Source organism: Erythrobacter donghaensis (assembly GCF_002155425.1).
GTDB classification, from domain to species: Bacteria; Pseudomonadota; Alphaproteobacteria; order Sphingomonadales; family Sphingomonadaceae; genus Erythrobacter; species Erythrobacter donghaensis.
This window is the reverse complement of record NZ_MUYG01000011.1, coordinates 532,685-550,127: the sequence shown is the minus strand read 5'-3', so window position 1 is coordinate 550,127 and position 17,443 is coordinate 532,685. Positions and strand designations below refer to the sequence as shown.

The window sequence follows — 17,443 nt, the reverse complement described above, 5'->3', positions numbered from 1 at the left end:
CATGCCGGCTCGCATCATCGAAACCAACCCCGCCCCCTTCCAGAAGGTCGCAATCGACCCGGTCACGCTCGACATTATCGAGAACGCGCTGCGGAACGCCCGTATCGAGATGGACGCGACGCTCGTGCGCACCGCCATGTCCCCCGGCATCCGCGAGCAGGGCGACGCCTTCCCGCTGATCGCCGATCCTTCCGGCAAGATGATCGTCGGCCAGTTCGGCAGCTTCATCGACGGCTTCCTGATCAGCTATGACGGCACGATCGAGGATGGGGACATGATCTTCCTCTCCGATCCCTATTCCTGCGCGGGCGCAATCAGCCACTCGAACGACTGGCTGGTGCTGCTCCCCGTGTTCAAGGACGGTCGCCTGATCGCCTTCACCGCGATGTTCGGCCACCAGAGCGACATCGGCGGTTCGGTCCCCGGCTCGATGCCGATCGGCGCGTCCTCAATCTTTGAGGAAGGCGTGCGCATCCCGCCTGTGAAGATCTGGAAGAAGGGCGAATACAACGAAGACCTGATGAAGCTGGTGATGCACCAGACCCGCAAGCCCGACTGGTGCCAGGCGGACCTGAACGCGCTGATCGCCAGCTGCCGCGTCGCCGCGCGCCGAGTGGTCGAAATGGCCGACCGCTTCGGCGATGACGTTTACGTGTCCGCCACACAGGAGCTTCTGGCGCGCAACCACCGCGCGATGAAATCGCTGCTGGCGATGGCCGTGGCCGAGGAGCCGGTCAGCTTCGAGGATTACATCTGCGACGACGGCAAGGGCTACGGCCCCTACAAGATCCGCTGCACCATGTGGCGCGATGGGGACAAGGTGATCCTCGATTTCGAAGGCACCGACCCGCAATCGGCCGCCTCGATCAACTTCTTCCTCAATGAAAACATGTTCAAGATGTTCTTCGGCATCTACATGATCATGGTCTTCGATCCCCAGATCCTGTTCAATGACGGGTTCTACGATCTGATCGAGGTGCGCATCCCCGAAGGCTCGCTGCTGAAGCCGCACTTCCCCGCCGCGCTCTCGGGCCGCACGCACGCGCTGGGGCGGATCTTCGACATCCTCGGCGGGCTGCTCGGGCAGAAGACACCGGAGTTCCTCAACGCCGCCGGGTTCTCATCCTCGCCGCACCTGTTCTATTCCGGATGGGACAGCCGCGAGGACGGGACACGCGACTGGTTCCAGCTGTTCCAGATCGGCTTCGGCGGCATCCCCGGGCGTCCGCTGGGTGATGGGCCGGACGGGCATTCGCTGTGGCCGGGCTTCACCAATGTCCCCAATGAATTCCTCGAGCGCTACTTCCCCTTGCGGATCGAGCGCTATTCCACCGCGCCCGACAGCGGCGGGGCGGGCCTGCACCGCGGGGGCAATGGCATCCACATGACCTACCGCTTCCTCGCTGATGGCGAGATCGCGATCCATGACGACCGCTGGTTCGTGCCCCCGTGGGGCGTCAATGGCGGGCATCCGGGCGCGCGGGCGAAAAAGGTGCTTGAGCGGGCCGACGGGACGCAGGAGATCGTCGGCAACAAGGTCGAGAGCGTCGCGGTGAAGGCGGGCGACCTCCTCCACTTCATCACCTGGGGCGGCGGCGGCTGGGGCGACCCGCTGGCGCGCGATCCGGAACTGGTGGGCCTCGAAATCCGGCAGGGTCTCGTCACCCCCGATGGCGCGCGGGCCTATGGCGTGGTTGCGGATGGCGCGGGCGTCGTGGATACTGCCGCGACCGAGGCACTGCGCGCCGAAATGTCCGCGAGCCGGGGCGAACTCCCGCTGTTCGACTACGGCCCGGGCATCGACGCGCTGCGCGCCAATTGCGAGGCCGAAACCGGCCTTCCTGCTCCCGTCCAGCCGGTCTGGACGGCCTTACGGGAGGCGGCGGAATGAGCGGCGCTCTCCAAGGGATCAAGGTTGTCGAAATGGGCCAGCTCCTCGCCGGCCCGTTCTGCGGCCAGTTGCTCGGCGACATGGGCGCCGATGTGGTCAAGATCGAGCCGCCGGGCGCGGGCGATCCGATGCGCAACTGGGGCCAGGGCGACGAGAAGGTGCAGTGGGAAGTGATCGCGCGCAACAAGCGCTCGGTCACCTGCAACCTGCGTGTGCCCGAAGGTCAGGCGCTGGCGAAGCGGCTGATTGCCGAGGCCGATGTGCTGATTGAGAACTTCAAGCCCGGCACGCTCGAACGCTGGGGCCTCTCCCCCGCCGAGCTTCACGCCATCAACCCCGGCCTGATTATCGCGCGCATGTCGGGCTACGGGCAGGACGGGCCTTACTCCGACCGCGCAGGCTTCGGCGGGATCGGCGAGGCGATGGGCGGCTGGCGCTACATCGTCGGCGAGCCCGACCGTCCGCCTTCCCGCATGGGCATTTCAATTGGCGACACCCTGTGCGCGACCTACGGCTGCATGGGCGTGCTCGCCGCGCTCCACCACCGCGAGAAGACCGGCGAGGGTCAGGTCGTCGATTCCGCCCTCTATGAAGCGGTGTTGCAGGTGATGGAGGGCCTCGTCCCCGAATATGACCGCAACGGCGTGATCCGCGAACGCTCCGGCTCGGTGCTCAAGGGCATCGCGCCGTCGAACGTCTATTCCTGCAAGGACGGCAGCTACATGATCGGCGCCAACGGCGATGCGATCTTCACCCGCCTGTGCCAGGCGATGGGCCGCCCTGAACTGGCGCAGGACGAGCGCTATTCGACCCATATCGCGCGTGGGCGACATCAGGACGAGTTGGACGCGCTGGTGAACGCATGGACGGGCACGCTCACCGTGGACGAGGTGGACGCGCTGATGACCGAATATTCGATCCCCGCAGGCCGGGTCTACCGCGCCCCCGAAATGCTCGCCGACCCGCACTTTGCCGCGCGCGAGGCGATCATCGAGGTCGAGACCCAGAACCGGGGCAAGATCAAGATGCAGAACGCCTTTCCCAAGCTCTCCAAGACCCCCAGCACCATCAGCCGCCCTGCGCCTGCCGCGCCCGGACAGGACAATGCCGAGGTCTTTGCCGAACGGCTGGGCATGGGAGCGGACGAACTCGCGCGGCTGGCCGAAGCCGGGATCATCTGATGAACGGCCCTTCCGCATCCGACAATTACGCGGGCGTCTATGAAGGGCGGCTCCAGCCCGGAACGCGCCCGGCCCTGCTGATTGTCGATGTGGTCGCGGCCTATCTCACCAAAGGCTCGGCGCTGTTCATGGAAACCGCCGCCGCCGCACGCGACAGCAACGCGCGGCTGGCAGCAGCGGCGCGCGCCGGGGGCGTGCCGGTGGTCTTCACCAATGTCAGCTACAAGGCGGATGGCTCCGACGGCGGCGTGTTCTACCGCAAGGCTCCGGTGCTGAAGGCTTTCGTCGAGGGAACGCCGCTGGGCGCCTTCCCGCCCGAATTGACCCCGCAGCCCTCCGAACGCGTGTTCACCAAGCAATATCCCAGCGCCTTCTTCGGCACCGGGCTGGCCGAAGCGCTCCACGCCGAGGGCATCGATACGCTGCTGATCACCGGCTACTCCACGAGCGGCTGCGTGCGCGCCTCGGCGCTCGATGCGATGCAGCACGGCTTTATCCCGCTGGTGGTGCGCGAGGCCTGCGCCGATCGCCACCCCGCCCCGCACGAGGCCAATCTGTTCGACCTTCAGGCCAAATATGCCGAAGTCATCTCCGAGGCCGAGGCACTGGCGGTGATCGCCGCCGTCGCCCGACCCTGAACACGGCGCGCGCTGCGGCTTGAGCGCCGGGCCAGACCTGTCATACAAGCCCCTGAATTTGCCAGCCCCGAGTCACGCGCGCTTAAGAGTTGCGCGCTAGGACCACCGCACGGCGCAAGCGTTCGAGTGCTTTGATGATGCAGGATAATCAGGGGCAGGGCCTTCCGGAGCTCGACATCCACAACCGGCGGATGTTGCTCCCCCTCGCCTATCATCTCGATGTCGTCGACTACCTCCGGCGCGAGGAGCGGCACGCGTGGGAATGGTCGGGCTCGGGCCTCATGACTGACCAGACCGAAGGCGTGCGCGATGCGATGTTGCGCGACACCTACCGGCTCGAACCGCAGGGCCACCCGGCGGTGTTCGAGGCCTGCCACACGGCAATGGAGCGGCTCGGCATAACCGCGCCGGTGACGCTGTATCAGGCCAATGACGGCTCCATGAACGCCTCGCTGGTCTATGTTCCGGGCGAGATCCACCTGGTGTTCTTCGGCCCGATCCTTGAAAAGCTCGATGCGGCTGAACTGCTGGCGCTGATGGGCCACGAACTATCGCACTACCTGCTGTGGTCGCTGGGCGAGCGTGAGCATTACCGCGCCAGCCGGGTGTTCGATCACGCGCTGTCCTATCCCGATGCGCGCCCATCGCACCGCGAGACCGCGCGGCTGCTGAGCCTCAACACCGAGCTCTTCGCCGATCGCGGCGCGGCGATTGCGGCAGGCGCGCCGGGCCCGGCGGTGGCGGTGCTGGTCAAGGTGATGACCGGCCTCACCAATGTCGATCCCGAGGCCTATCTGCGGCAGGCGCAGGAGGTCGAGGCGGCAAGCGGCAAGTCGCGCGGGGTGTCTCACCCCGAAGCCTATCTGCGCGCGCGTGCGCTGCAGCTGTGGTGGGCGGATGATCCTGAGCTCGCCCAATGGCTCGAAAAGCAGCTGCAAGGCCCGCTGTCGATCGAGGCGCTCGATCTGATGGGCCAAAGCCGGCTGACCGCGATGACACGCGGCTTCCTTGCACGGTTCATGGCCGAAGCGGCGCATGGCAGCGACGAGATCGAGACCCAGCTGCGCGCGATGTTTCCCGGTTATGGCCGCTCGGAGGAAGTGCCGCTCGACCTCGCCCAGATCGCGCCCGAGCGGATCGACGATGCCACGCGCGACTATTTCATCGCGCTGATGTTCGATCTGGCGATGGCCGATCCCGATGCGGTCGATGCCAGCATGTTGGCGGCGGCCAAGATCGCCGCTGAAATCGGCGCGAGCGCGCAGCTGACCGCGGCGCTGCGGCGCGATCTCAAATGGACCAAGGCGCGCGCCGACAAGCTCGTCGCCCAGGCGGGCAAGGCAGCATGACCGACATGATGCACGATCCCGCCGCACCCGCCGCCGCTTCCACCCGTCCGCTGCGCGCGGTGCTGAAGCAAGGCAACCGCCTGCCGCCCGACGATCTTGTCCACGCAATGCTCGGCCTGATGCGCGAGGTTGCCGCGCTTCATGCTGCAGGCCGCGTGGCGCGGATCGCGCTCGACACGGTGATCGAGCGCGAGGACGGCCAGCTCGCCCTCGCCGATCCCGCCGGGCTGGCCCCGCGCAGCAACCTTGCCGCGATCCACGCCGTGCAGCCGCAGGCCGCAAGCGCGCTCAAGCTGGTCGTCAACTACCGCGTCACGCAGGACGAGGCGCTGGGCACCAAGGTCGACGATCTCACCGTGCTCGATGGCGACGAGGCAGAACCCACGCACCCGGCCTTCATCACCGGTCTCAGAAACTGGGAAAGCGCGCTCGGCCACCACGACGAGATCACCGACATCTTCCAGCTCGGCATGATCATGGCCGCGCTCGCCTGCGGGATCGACCTTGAGGATCACGAAGATCTCAAGCGCTTCTCGATGAACCGCGACAACCTGTTCGCCATCGCGCCGCGGCTCAATCCGGTGATCGCCTCGCTGATCCTCGAAGCGACCGAGCTGAACCGCCACGAACGCGCCAAGGATGTCGCCGAACTCGCCCAGCGGCTCGATACCTGGCGCGATCAACCCGCCGGGATCGATGTCGAGCGTGTGCTGGCCGAAGCGCAGGGCGTGCCCGGACGGCGCACCGCAGTCCTCAGCCACCTGCGCGACCGCCTGTTCGACCTGTCGCGCCGCAACCGCCTGATCCACTTCCGCCCGACCCAGAGCTCGATCAACTTCACCGATGCCAGCATCCCGATCGTGATGCGGATCGAAAGCGTGCGCGCCGATGCGCTGTGCACGTGGAAGGGCGCTTTTGCGAAGGACGTGCTGGGCGGCAAGGCGGTGCCGCTCAATCGCTGGCTGCGCTTCGAAGACCAGCCGCAGATCCCCTCGCAGCTCGACCGGATCATTCAGGAAAACCGGCGCAATCGCAACGAATACGGCTTTTCCAGCCTGCGCCTGACGGTCGCCTTCCTGCACTGGCACAACCTCAAGGAAGCGCCCGAGGAGCGCATCAGCTCGCCGCTGCTGTGGCTGCCGGTCGAGGTCGCCAAGCGCAAGGGCGTGCGCGATCAGTATGTGCTGACCTGCCCCGACAGCGTCGCCGAATTCAACCCGGCGCTGCGGCATATGCTGCGCCAGCTTTATGCCATCGAGCTGCCCGAAACGGTCGATCTGGCGCAGACGTCGATCGAGACGGTCCACGAGCTCATCCGCCGCCAGATCCACGAGAGCGAGCCCGGCGTCCGGCTGGAGCTGCAGGAACGCCCGGCGATCCGCCTGATCCTCCAGCGCGCGGTGGCGCGCGTAAACAAGTTTACCCGCCGCTCCGGCAGCCGCCAGACGATCAGCGCCAAGGCCGATTTCAGCTATTCGCGCGAGGATTATCGCCCGCTCGGCCTCGCGCTGTTCGAGAAATTCGTGAAGCCCGATCCCCTGCCGCAGCGCATCGCCACCGGCGGCGGCTACACCCCCAAGCGCGAGCTGATGGTCGCCGAGACCGAGAGCCTCGCCTACGGCAAGGTCGGGGGCGAAGGGCACAAGTACAGCTGGGAGCTCGACTGCACCTGCGTCACGCTCGCCAATTTCAACTACAAGAAAATGTCGCTGGTGCGCGATTACAACGCGCTGATCGACACGCCCGAAGCGCAGCCCGCCTTCGATCAGGTCTTCTCGATCGAACCGCGCCCCTTTGTCGAGGACGCCCCGCCGCCGATCCCGCCTGCCGAGCAATGGGGCGTGGTGGCGAGCGATGCGACGCAGGATCAGGCGGTCGCCTTCGCGCGCACGGGCCGCAGCTACATCATCCAGGGCCCGCCGGGCACGGGCAAGTCGCAGACGATCACCAATCTGATCGCCGACTATGCCGGACAGGGCAAACGGGTGCTGTTCGTGTGCGAGAAGCGCGCGGCGCTCGATGTGGTCTATCACCGGCTCGGGCAGGCCGGGCTCGATGGGCTGGCGACCATCATTCATGATGCGCAGGACGACAAGAAAGGCTTCATCGCCGACCTTGGCGAGCATTACGAGCGCTGGGGCCGCACGCCCGACGGGCTGGAGGATGCCCGCGCCGCACGCGCCCAGACCGTTGCCGCGCTGAGCGAGCATCTGCGCCAGATCGCCGCGTTCGAAACTGCCGTGGGTAGCTCCGATGCCGCCAGCGGCGCGGCGCCCTTGCGCGATCTGGTGCGCCGCGCCGCTGCCCTGCCCGCACCGCCATCGGGGATCGGCACCGCGATCCGCGAGAGCCTGCCGCCGCTGGCGCAGTGGGACGCGCACCGTGACACCGCCGCGCGCGCTTTCCGGGCCTTTGGCGAACTCGCGGGCGCGCCCAACCTCGCCGCGCATCCTTTCGCACGGCTCAAGGCGGAGCTGTTGCTGGGCGAGCGGCCCTATGCCCGGATCGAAGCCGCGCTGACCGATATGGCGGGGCACCTCGAACGGCTCGACCCGCTGTTTTCCGACGAAGGCGCGCCGCTCTCCGGCGACACCCCGCTGGCCGCAGCGCATGATGCGGTGATGCTCGCGCGCCCATTGGTGGACACCGGGCTGGTGCGCTGGCCGGGGCTGTTCGATCCGGCCTCGCCCGAGAGCCAGACCCTGCGCAGCGACATGGCGGCGATCAGCGCGCTTGAGACTGCCGAGGCAGCCGCCGCGCAGGCAGCCGCCGGATGGCGTGATCCGCTCGGGCCTGCCGATACCGCCGCCGCGCTGGAACTGGCGCGCGCAAAGGAAGGCTCGCTCTTCGCGGTGTTCAGCGGGGCCTGGCGCACGCTCAAGGCCACGGTGCGCGCCCGGTACGACTTTGCCGCCCATGCCGTCGCGCCCAAGGTGACCGCGGTGCTGGAGCAACTCGCCGCGCTGCATCAGGCGCGCAGCGATCTCGACAGCGCGCGTACGGCGCTGGCCCAGCGGCTCGGCACGCCCGCTCTGCCCGCACTGCTCGCGCTCCATGCGCGCCTCGCGGACCACGCCGCCACGCCGCCCAGCGCCCGGATGCTCGATCTGGCGCGCACGGGCGACGGTCAGGCCGCATTGGCGCGCCTTGCCCACCTCGCCCCGGTGATGGCGGCCCTCGCCCAGACCAGCGCCGACCTGTTCGACCAGCCAGAGACCCTTACCCTCGACGGGCTCGGCGAAGTGCTGCGCGACTTGCAGGAGAGCCTCGACGACCTGCCCGATTTGCTGCCGCACCTCGCCCCGGTGCTCGCCGCCCCGCCCGCGGTCGCGGCGGCGCTCACCCGCCTGCCGCTGCCGCTGGCGGGGATCGAGGCGCTGGTCGTCGACGAGGCCATCGCACAGCGTGAGCGTGCCCATCCCGACATTCGCCGCTTCGATATCGAGCGGATGATTGCGCTCTCCCGCCGCGCCGCCGCCGCGCGCGCAATGCTGCGCGATCAGAATGCCGCCGCAATCCGCGCGACGCTCCACCGCCAGTTCCGCGACAACGTCCGCCTGTCCGAAACCTCGGTCACCCAGCTCGACTCCGCCGGGCGCGAGCTCAAGCGCGTCTATGCCAATGGCCGGCGCGAGCTGGAGCACGAATTCGGCAAGACCATGCGCTACAAGTCAATCCGCGAGATCGCCAGCGCCGATAGCGGGCGGGTGGTGGCCGATCTGAAGCCGGTGTGGCTGATGAGCCCGCTTTCGGTCTCCGACACGCTGCCCCTCCAACCCGACCTGTTTGACGTGGTGATCTTCGACGAGGCGAGCCAGGTGCCCACCGAAGACGCCGTCCCCGCGCTCTGCCGCGCGCGGCAGGTGGTGATCGTGGGCGACGAGATGCAGCTGCCGCCCACCAGCTTCTTCAGCGCCGCGCAGTCAGACGACGAGATGGAAGTGCTGGCCGAGGAAGACGGCGAGCGGATCGCCATCGTGCTCGATGCCGACAGCCTGCTGGCACAGGCCGCGCGCAACCTGCCCGCCACCTTGCTCGCCTGGCATTATCGCAGCCGGTTCGAGGCGCTGATCAGCTTCTCCAACGCGGCTTTCTATGCCGGGGAGCTGGTGACCATCCCCGACCGTTCGCTGCGCCTGCAATCGGCGACGGGCGGTGCGGTGGAATCGGGCGACGATGCCGCTTGGGCAGCGGGGGCAGACCGTCTGCTCGCCGCCCCGATCACCACCCACCGCATGGCCGACGGAGTCTACGACCGCCGCGCCAACCTGCCCGAAGCGCGCTATATCGCGGGCATTGTGCGCGAGCTGCTGCGCCGCGACACCGGCCTCAGCATCGGCATCGTCGCTTTCTCCGAAGCCCAGCAATCGGAAATCGAGGACGCGCTCGAACGGCTGGCGGCGGAGGACGAGGCGTTCTCCACCCTGCTCACCCGCGAGGTCGAGCGCGAGGAGGACGGGCAGTTCACCGGGCTGTTCGTCAAGAACCTTGAGAATGTGCAGGGCGACGAGCGCGACATCATCCTGATGAGCGTGTGCTACGCCCCCGGCCCGGACGGGCGAATGGCGATGAATTTCGGCCCGATCAACCAGCGCGGGGGCGAAAAGCGGCTCAACGTCATCTTCAGCCGCGCCAAGCGGCACATGGCCATCGTCAGCACCATCGCGCCCGAGGCGATCACCAATGTCCACAACGATGGCGCCCGCGCGCTGCGCAGCTTCCTTGCCTATGCCGAGGCGCAATCGTCGGGCGCGCAGGACAAGGCGCAGGCCGTCCTCGCCACGCTCAACCCCGATGCGGCGCGCACCTTCGACGGTCAGCTTCCGCCCGATCCGGTGCGAAGTAGTCTCGCCGCTGCCCTGCGCGCGCGCGGGCACGAGGTGCATGAACACGTCGGCGGCGCGAGCTTCCGCTGCGATCTGGCGGTGGTCGATCCCGAAGGCGGCGGCTACCGGCTGGCGGTGTTGCTCGACCGCGCGGGCACGCCCGATGCGGCGATCGAGGAGCGCTTCGTCTTCCGCCCGGTGATCCTGCGCGCCTTTGGCTGGCGGGTGCTCGATGTGCCGGTCAGCAGCTGGCTACGCAACCGCGCCGGGGTGGTCGAGCGGATCGAGCAGGAGCTGTCCCGCTCGAGCTGGGATCTCGCCGATCCCGATCCGCTGGCGGGCACCGGCATCACCGCGACTGCCCCTGCGCCCGGCGTGGTGCAGCCTTTCGCCGATCAGCCGCTGGCCGATGAAGCGCCGGTTTTCGACGTGGCCGAGCCCCCCGCCGCAACCCCGGCCGGGATGACAGAATTCCGCCTCGTCGCGGGCACATCGAACAAGTTCTGGCGCGTGGGTGTGTTCGGCACCGATCTGATCGTCGAATACGGCCGCGTCGGCACCAAGGGTCAGCGCGTGGTCAAAAGCTACGACGACCCCGAAAGGGCTCGGCGCGAGGCGACCAAGCTGACGCTCGAAAAGACCCGCAAGGGCTATGAGGAATTCGGCTGAGACCGCGCCTCAAAACGCTAGCCGGCGTTTCGGCACCGGCAGGGAAGAACGACCGTCACTCGCCGGGGGGCACCGTTTCGGCCCGGCACTGGTCGAGCATCAGTTCGACATCTTGCGGCACCACCGAGATCGCCGCCCCGCTCAGGTTCGGTGCCGAGGTAACGCCATCCTCGGCGCGTTTGGTCCAGGGCCAGGCGCATTGCCGCGCCACGATCTCGACCCGTCCGCCATAGGCGCGGCGCACCCGATCGGCGACGATCGCGAGCCATTCGGCGTTGCGCTCTGCCACGGCGAGAAAATTCTCGCCCTCGCCCAGCGGCATTTCGAGATGGATCGCGGCAAAAGCGGGAACTCGTGCGGGGCAATCCGGACCGTCGCAATCGTCGATGTCCGCAGCGCGCCGGTCGGCCGCTTCCAGCCACCCGGCGAGCGCATCGATCTGGCGCGTCGGCACCACCAGCGCATCGCCGCGCTCCTCGTAATCGAGCTGCGGCAGGCCCCCGATGCGCAGCCGCACCTCAAGCCGGGATCCTTCGCCCGGTGGTGGCCCGTCGTTCACTGCGAAGATGCGGCGCGGGGTGGTGACGGTGAAGCGGTCGAGCGGGTTCGCGGCCTCGGCAGCAGTCCGTCCGGATGGCGCGGGCAGAAAGATCTCCGCCACCTGCCGGTCGCGCCGCCGCGCACACACGGCAAGGCTATCACGCGCCTGACGCATCTCGCCTTCATCCCACCCGAAATCGGCCATATCGAGCGCGGTGTAGAGCGCGTCGCGCAGCAGATATCCGTCGCACAATGCCAGCCGACGATCGTCGGGGTGCATGTAGGGCGAGGCGATTTCGACCCGCAGATCGGAATGATCCTCCAGCGCCCCGGACAGCGCCCGCTGCTCGGCCCACAGCTTTTCGCGGTAGGCGTCGCGCTGGTCTGCCACGTCCTCCAGCGCGTTGGTCAGCGCGGCCAAAGCGTCGTCCAGCCGCGCCGTGTCGTCGCGATAATCGGCAAGGGCCCAGTCGTTGCCCACATAGGTCTCGGCGCGGGCCGTCCGCGCAGCCTCCACGGCCCGCCGCAAGGCGCTGCGCTGCCGGGCGGTGATTGTCGGGATCGCGAGGCTGGACTGGCCCTCGGCAATCGCCTTCTCAGCCGCCGCGATCGCCTCCGTGTGATCGCTCAACGCGATGGTCACCATGCGGGCCTCGTCCCGTGCGGCGCGGAGTGCGGCGATCTGGCGGTCGAGCGCCGCCTGCCCGTTGGCGAAATCGGCGACGGTCTCGCGGGTCGCGGCGCGTTCGGCACGCAGCAGGGCTTCGCTGGCAAGGCGTTCGATCTCCAGCCTGTCAAAGACCGGGCGCAGCGACGCGGGAAGCGCATCAGCAGGCGGGATCGCAGCGCTTGCCCAAATCTCGCTATCCAGCACTCTAAGCTGCCTGCGATAGGCGCTGCGCGCGGTTTCATAGGCGATCTGCGCAGCATCGACCTGACCGGGAAGGGCGCTGTCCCAGCCCAGCTCGGTGATCTCAACCCGGTTGTTTTCGGAGGCTGCCTCGCCGTCGATGGTCGCAATGCGCGGCTGGCTTTCCCCGGCACCGAGAACGTAGATTTCCGCGTCGGGCAGAATGGCGCGCAGTTCGGCCTTGATCCGTTCGGCGCGGCGCAGCGAGAGCGCGAGGCTCTCCGCAGCGCTCGGCACACGGTCGGTGTGGCCGACGACCAGCACCCGCTGGGAATAACAGACGCCCGGATTCAGCCCGCGCGACCAGTCGGTGAGCGGGATTTCGCTCGACCCCGCAAAATAGACCACTTGGGGAAAGCAGGACCCCGCACTGGGTGGCGGAGGCACCGTCATCGGTGGCGGCGGCGGTGGTGGTGGCGGAACTGGCGATCCCAAGTCGATCTCGCGATAATCGCGTGCGCGGCTTTCGAGGCGGCCAGCCCCGTCAGATGGATAGGCCCCGATCGAATAGCCATATTCGATGGGTTCCTCATACCCGCCCGCCGGATTGCGCCCGCCCGAACCGTAGCCACTTCCGTAGCCGCCGCCGTAGCCCGGTGAGCCGCCGCTGTCGGGAAATTCGTCCCCCGCCGATTCAACCATGGCTTCCTCGCCGTCCGGCCCCGCTTGCGCGTCGTCGGGCGCGGAACCGACCGGCTGCTCCACCTCAGGCGGCGGATCGCCGCTTGAGCCCGACTGCTCCGAAGACCCATCGCCGAGCGCGAGCATGACGCCGACCGCTCCGACCACCAGCGAAGCGATGCCCATCAGCACCATGACCTGCTTGTCGTTCTCGCCGATCCACTTCCATGCCCGCGCAAAGGGGCCACCCGGTTCGTCCGGCAGGACAGGCGGCGGCAACGGCACCGGCGGCGCGGGCAGGCTGAGCAGCGGGCCAAGCTGGTCGTTCGGCAGGCTCGAATAGATCACCGGGATTGAGAAGCTGACCTTCATCCAAGCGTCGTTCCCGGAGGCGGTCAGGATCGCATGGCGGCCCAGCGCAGCGGCGACGGTCGGGCTGTTCAAATCCTTGGTCAGTGCGTCGGTCTGCACCAGCTCCCGATAGAAGCGCGCCGCAAAGCGCCGGGCGACCTCATCGGGCACGTCGGTCCGCATCGCGACGACATAGGGCACTTGCGCGCGGACCAGCGTCCGCGCGAGGCCGGTGAAATATTGGACCAGCGTCGTCTTCCCGGTGCCGCAGGCGTTCAGCACCACCAGCGAGGGCAGCGAATTCTTGAGCGCTTCGCGTAGTTCCTCATCGAAGACTGGTTCGGGCAGCTCGGGGTTGTAGTGATGCACTTCGATGAAGTGCCGCCCCTCGGCCTCGTCGAAGCCGCCGTGGCCAACGAAATGGATGATGTCCCAATGTTCGCCAAGCTGCGTGATCAGGCCGGGCTTCGACACATTGGCCATGACCGTCCACTGGATCAGACCGTCTGCGGCAAGCGGAACGTCGATCTTCGTGTCAGGCGCCGTGGGCATCTGCTCCAGCTTGAGCTGGGTGACAGCCTCGATCTCGGCGAGGATATCTAGCTCCGGCCCTGACGCCGGGTTGGCCGCCAGAAACAGTGCCCTCGCGACGCCTTCAATCTGCGGCTTGGGCGGCGAGCCGCTGCTCTGGCCCTTGGCAAAGTATCGCGACACCGGTGTGCCCGCGCTGGTGGCGAGGAAGTGGACCGTGTCTTCCTCGGGCAGGCCGAGCAGTTCGAACGGCGCATCTGCCAGATCGGGACATTCAGTGAGATCGAAGCGGAGTTCGACCCGCTCCCCGCTCTTGCGGTTGCCGATCAGGACCTGAAGGCGACTGGACAACCAGTTTTCGAACAGTCTAGCCCCGATCGCCTGCATCTGGGCAACCGTGTTGATCGAGATTTCCGCGGGCGGTGCGGTCTCTTCGCCCGAACGGCGATAGACGATCCCCGGCTCGCCCGCACCCGTCGCCGCGTCCAGGCTCAGGTCGCTGACGAGATGGGGGATTTCACACTCGCCCTTGAGGAAATCATTTTCCTCGCCATTCTCGCGGACGAGCTGCCTGAAGCGACCCGGGCCGTCCCCGGTGCCGAACCTGATCTCGAAGATTGTTTTCGCCACCGCCCTGCCCCCGGTCAGATCGCGAAGGCGCGCTGGGTGTCGAAGGCCGCATCGCCCCCGCCGAAGCGGGCCAGTTGCGGGGTCTGGTCGGACCGGACGCGTTTCAGCACTTCGCGGTGCAGCGCCGAATGCGTGCCCCTGAAGGCGCCCCCAGCCCACACCTCCAGCAGTTTTTCGGTGAAGTGGCCGTTGGTATCCCCGTCATGGCTGAACTGGTGGTCCATGCAGCCGCTGAAATGGACCGCCGCTGCCGCCACCGGAAAGGCGAGCTCCTGACGCACCCCCTTCCACTCGCGCGCGAACAGGCCATGTTCGGTGGTGCGGTAGTGATCCTCGTTGCGTTGGTAGGTGCGCCGGGCGATGCTCGAGGGCATGGCCCGGATGCGCGGCACCGACGCATCCACGTTCCGCGCGGCGGCCCGTTCGCCGCGGAACACCGTGCCGCTGTGGCAGGAATCCGAGATCATCACGATCCGCACCCCGGCGGCGAACCGGCCAAGGCAGGTGAAGATCTCGTCGTCGATCAGCTGGCTATCGAACAGGCACCAGGTCTCGTCCATCCGGTCGGCCTCATCGCCGCTCCAGTCCTGGATCTGCCCGCCGTGCCCCGCGTAGGTCAGCATCACGATGTCGCCAGGCCGGGCATCGGTGGCAACGCGGGCCAGTCGGTCCAGCACCGCCTCGCGGGTGGCTGCAGCCGTCAGCAGAAGTTCGGGGGCAAAGCCGTTTGCCTCGGCAATGGCGGCCATCACCTGGGCATCGGCCTCGCAGGCGACGAGCTGCCCGTCCCAGCCGCTGTAATGCGCCGGATCGACGTGGTTGACGCCGATGTGCAGGGAATAGCCCCTGCCGCCGGGCACCGCGTCGCTCATCGTCGGATAGCCTCCCCAAGGTCTCGATCTACTCGCGGATCAGACATCGATCACCAGCCCTCCCGGCGCGGCGTCGGGGAAGACGCAGGCATAGTCCCACTGCGCCTTGAGCGCCGCATCGTCCAACGGGGTGGTGCGATCGGTGGCATAGTTGAAGTAGAGCGTCTTCGGGCCGGGCGTCCCGAAGCGCAGCAGCCGGGCGATGCATTCGGGATCGGGATGGCCGAAGCGCGAGCCATTGGTGGAGATCGCGAAGCGGCGGCAATCGATCCGGGCGAGCAGCGCCTCGGTCAGATTGCCGCGGCTGCCGTGATGCGACAGCTTGAACAGGTCGATCGTCACGCGCGCCTCATCGCCCGCCGCCTTCGCCAGCCCTGCCTCGATCAGATCGGCATGGGCATCGGCGGCGAGCAGCACGCGCTTGCCCGCATATTCGGCGATCATCGCGATCGAGGAACCATTGGCCTCGCTGTTGTCGTCGCCGCCCGGAGCGCTGAGCGCCTCGACATCGAGCACGTCGGGCATCTCGCGCTTGCCCAGCGGCGCAAGCGCTGCCTCGGCGGGGGATGGCGACAGGCCGGTGCCGCCGTCGTCCTGCCCCTCGCGCCATTTCTCCCATTCGCGGCGCAGATCCTCCAGCTTGCCGCGATCGGGCGAGATCAACGTGAGGGTCAGCCCGGCGAAGGTGAAGGGTTCGGGCCGCGCCTCGATCATCACCGGGCCGCGGTTGAAATCGGCGTTGACCGGCCAGCCCAGTTCTTCGAGCAGCAGGCTGTACTGGTCCGCGCCCTTGAAGCCGAGCGGGGCGACACCGCCCAGCGGGGTAAGCCGTTTGAGCTGATCGAACCCGTTGTACCACACGGCTTTGGGCACCAGCGGCGAACCCTTTTCGGCCATCGCGATCAGCCCGTCGAGATGATCGGCATCGATATGGCTGAGCACCATCAGGTCGATCGTCTCGCCGCGCGCGGCGACGGCGCTGAGCGCGGCTTCGAGATGCCGCCAGGTGGCCTTGCGCCCGCCGTCGATCAGCACGTGGCGCAGATGGTCCTCGTCCTCGCCATAATCGAGCAGCAGGCAGTCACCCTCGTTGGCGGGGAGCATGGTGAGCCGCAGAATGCTCATGGTGCCATCACCCGCCCGCGGCCGAACTCGGTCTGATTGTACGGCTGGGGCAGGCCATCCGCGACCGCGGCGGCATAGAGCCGCTCGCGCACTTCGCGGGCGCTGACCCGCGGATTGATGCTGCGCATCTGTTCCCACCACAGCGCCGCGATGCCCGCGACATGGGGGCAGGCCATGCTGGTGCCGCTCATGGTGGTGAGACCGGTCGTGCCCGCCTTGGCGGAGAGGATCCCCACCCCCGGCGCGCACAGATCGACATTGATGTTGGAAAAGGGCGCGAGGGTGAAGCCCGCCCCGCCCTGCGCCAGCGCGCCGATCGCCTCCACCCCTTCGGCCGAACTCGGCAGCCCGGCCGAGATCGCGGCGGGCTGGCTGCCCGTGTGGCGGGATTCGTTGCCTGATGCCGCCACCACCAGCGCATCGCGCCCGAACGGGGCCTGCGCCTCGAGAAAGTCGATCAGCGCATCGAAGGCGCGCAGGTTCTGGGCGAAGGCGACCAGCGCCTCGGAGGCGGCGGCGTCGGGCGCGAAGTCGTAATCCTCGATCAGCCGCCTGACCATGCCGGGATAGTCGAAGCCCAGCGACATGGAGATCACCTGCGCCTGTTCCTGCGCCGCCCAGTTGATCGCATCGAACAGCCATTTGGTGTCGCTCTGGCCGCTGTCGGCGAGCACCTTTGCGATCAATGCCTTTTCGATCCCCCGGGCAAGGCCGATACGGCGCCCGCCGACATCCTGCCCGAAGATCGTGCCTGCACAGTGTGTGCCGTGACCGTCGATATCGTGGCCGGAGCCGGTCGCACTGGTGAAGTCGCGGACTTCGATCCGGCTCGTGATCGCGGCGAAGGCGGGATGCGCGAGATCGATCCCGGTATCGAGCACCGCCACCCTCACCCCCGCTCCGGTCAGCGTCGAGACATCCGCCCCGGTCGCCACAATTCCCCAGCTATCGCCCGCTAGAGGCGCGGCGCTGGCGGAGTCTCCCTCGCTGGCCGGGCGGATCAGCCGCATCGGCATGCTTTCGAGCACCAGACGCGGCCGGTCGGGCGCGGCCGACTGGCGCGCTTCGGCGGCCTGCGCCTCGCTCAGGGAATGTTCCTGAATGTCGAGCTTGACCGGCTGCGCCCGGGCCGTGGGGACTGCCGCTGCCTCCACGCCGAACCGCTTGAAGGCCGGCGGAGGCGGCATGCTGCGCGCAGTGCGCGGGGGTGGCGGGGGCGGAGCGGCTTCGGCCCAGTCTGATCCGGCGCTTTCGGGCATGTCGCCCATCGCCTCGATGATAATGTAGCGCCGATCGTGCTTGGCCATGC

At 67.8% G+C, this 17,443-nt stretch carries 9 protein-coding genes; 5 read left to right on the top strand and 4 right to left on the bottom strand.

The genetic code is table 11. The features are described 5' to 3' along the window. The first annotated feature begins 1 nt into the window (after nt 1). The 5 genes from BZF59_RS14130 to BZF59_RS14110 all read left to right on the top strand — a co-directional run bounded on the left by BZF59_RS14130 (nt 2) and on the right by BZF59_RS14110 (nt 10,554). Nucleotides 2–1,891, top strand: coding sequence for a hydantoinase B/oxoprolinase family protein (locus BZF59_RS14130; protein WP_086608874.1), 1,890 nt, complete (start codon nt 2–4; stop codon nt 1,889–1,891). Beyond that, the gene (locus tag BZF59_RS14125; protein WP_086608873.1) at nt 1,888–3,072 is read left to right on the top strand and encodes a CaiB/BaiF CoA transferase family protein; all 1,185 of its coding nucleotides are present in this window, start codon (nt 1,888–1,890) and stop codon (nt 3,070–3,072) included. The genes BZF59_RS14130 and BZF59_RS14125 overlap by 4 nt, the downstream gene beginning before the upstream one ends. Continuing rightward, nucleotides 3,072–3,710 carry an isochorismatase family protein gene (locus BZF59_RS14120; RefSeq protein ID WP_086608872.1) on the top strand — a complete coding sequence of 213 codons (639 nt, stop codon included), beginning with the start codon at nt 3,072–3,074 and terminating at the stop codon, nt 3,708–3,710. The genes BZF59_RS14125 and BZF59_RS14120 overlap by 1 nt, the downstream gene beginning before the upstream one ends. Before the next feature lie 134 nt (nt 3,711–3,844). Beyond that, nucleotides 3,845–5,059, top strand: a complete 1,215-nt coding sequence (locus BZF59_RS14115) for a M48 family metalloprotease (RefSeq protein WP_211277402.1) — start codon at nt 3,845–3,847, stop codon at nt 5,057–5,059. After that, nucleotides 5,056–10,554, top strand: coding sequence for an AAA domain-containing protein (locus BZF59_RS14110; protein WP_245806168.1), 5,499 nt, complete (start codon nt 5,056–5,058; stop codon nt 10,552–10,554). The genes BZF59_RS14115 and BZF59_RS14110 overlap by 4 nt, the downstream gene beginning before the upstream one ends. Nucleotides 10,555–10,609: 55 nt before the next feature. Here the strand turns inward: BZF59_RS14110 and BZF59_RS14105 are convergent, their stop codons facing one another. From BZF59_RS14105 to BZF59_RS14090, 4 genes are read right to left on the bottom strand one after another with little or no spacing between them, the layout of a single operon-like run. After that, on the bottom strand, nt 10,610–14,137 hold the full coding sequence (locus tag BZF59_RS14105) for a CHAT domain-containing protein (RefSeq protein ID WP_086608871.1): 3,528 nt from the start codon (nt 14,135–14,137) through the stop codon (nt 10,610–10,612). 14 nt (nt 14,138–14,151) lie between these two features. Continuing rightward, the gene (locus BZF59_RS14100) at nt 14,152–15,009 is read right to left on the bottom strand and encodes a caspase family protein (protein ID WP_086608870.1); all 858 of its coding nucleotides are present in this window, start codon (nt 15,007–15,009) and stop codon (nt 14,152–14,154) included. Nucleotides 15,010–15,048: 39 nt separating this feature from the next. Then, entirely contained in the window at nt 15,049–16,134 is a 1,086-nt protein-coding gene (locus BZF59_RS14095) for a ComEC/Rec2 family competence protein (RefSeq protein ID WP_086608869.1), read from the bottom strand. Then, a complete protein-coding gene (locus BZF59_RS14090) occupies nt 16,131–17,441 on the bottom strand; it encodes a S8 family peptidase (RefSeq protein ID WP_086608868.1) in 1,311 nt (436 codons plus the stop codon). The genes BZF59_RS14095 and BZF59_RS14090 overlap by 4 nt, the downstream gene beginning before the upstream one ends. Nucleotides 17,442–17,443 lie beyond the last annotated feature (2 nt).

What these genes read in the sequence shown, in the direction of transcription:
- BZF59_RS14130 (WP_086608874.1), top strand. Translation starts at nt 2, where the DNA reads ATGCCGGCTCGCATCATCGAAACCAACCCCGCCCCCTTCCAGAAGGTC.
- BZF59_RS14125 (WP_086608873.1), top strand. Translation starts at nt 1,888, where the DNA reads ATGAGCGGCGCTCTCCAAGGGATCAAGGTTGTCGAAATGGGCCAGCTC.
- BZF59_RS14120 (WP_086608872.1), top strand. Translation starts at nt 3,072, where the DNA reads ATGAACGGCCCTTCCGCATCCGACAATTACGCGGGCGTCTATGAAGGG.
- BZF59_RS14115 (WP_211277402.1), top strand. Translation starts at nt 3,845, where the DNA reads ATGATGCAGGATAATCAGGGGCAGGGCCTTCCGGAGCTCGACATCCAC.
- BZF59_RS14110 (WP_245806168.1), top strand. Translation starts at nt 5,056, where the DNA reads ATGACCGACATGATGCACGATCCCGCCGCACCCGCCGCCGCTTCCACC.
- BZF59_RS14100 (WP_086608870.1), bottom strand. Translation starts at nt 15,009, where the DNA reads ATGAGCGACGCGGTGCCCGGCGGCAGGGGCTATTCCCTGCACATCGGC.
- BZF59_RS14095 (WP_086608869.1), bottom strand. Translation starts at nt 16,134, where the DNA reads ATGAGCATTCTGCGGCTCACCATGCTCCCCGCCAACGAGGGTGACTGC.
- BZF59_RS14090 (WP_086608868.1), bottom strand. Translation starts at nt 17,441, where the DNA reads ATGGCCAAGCACGATCGGCGCTACATTATCATCGAGGCGATGGGCGAC.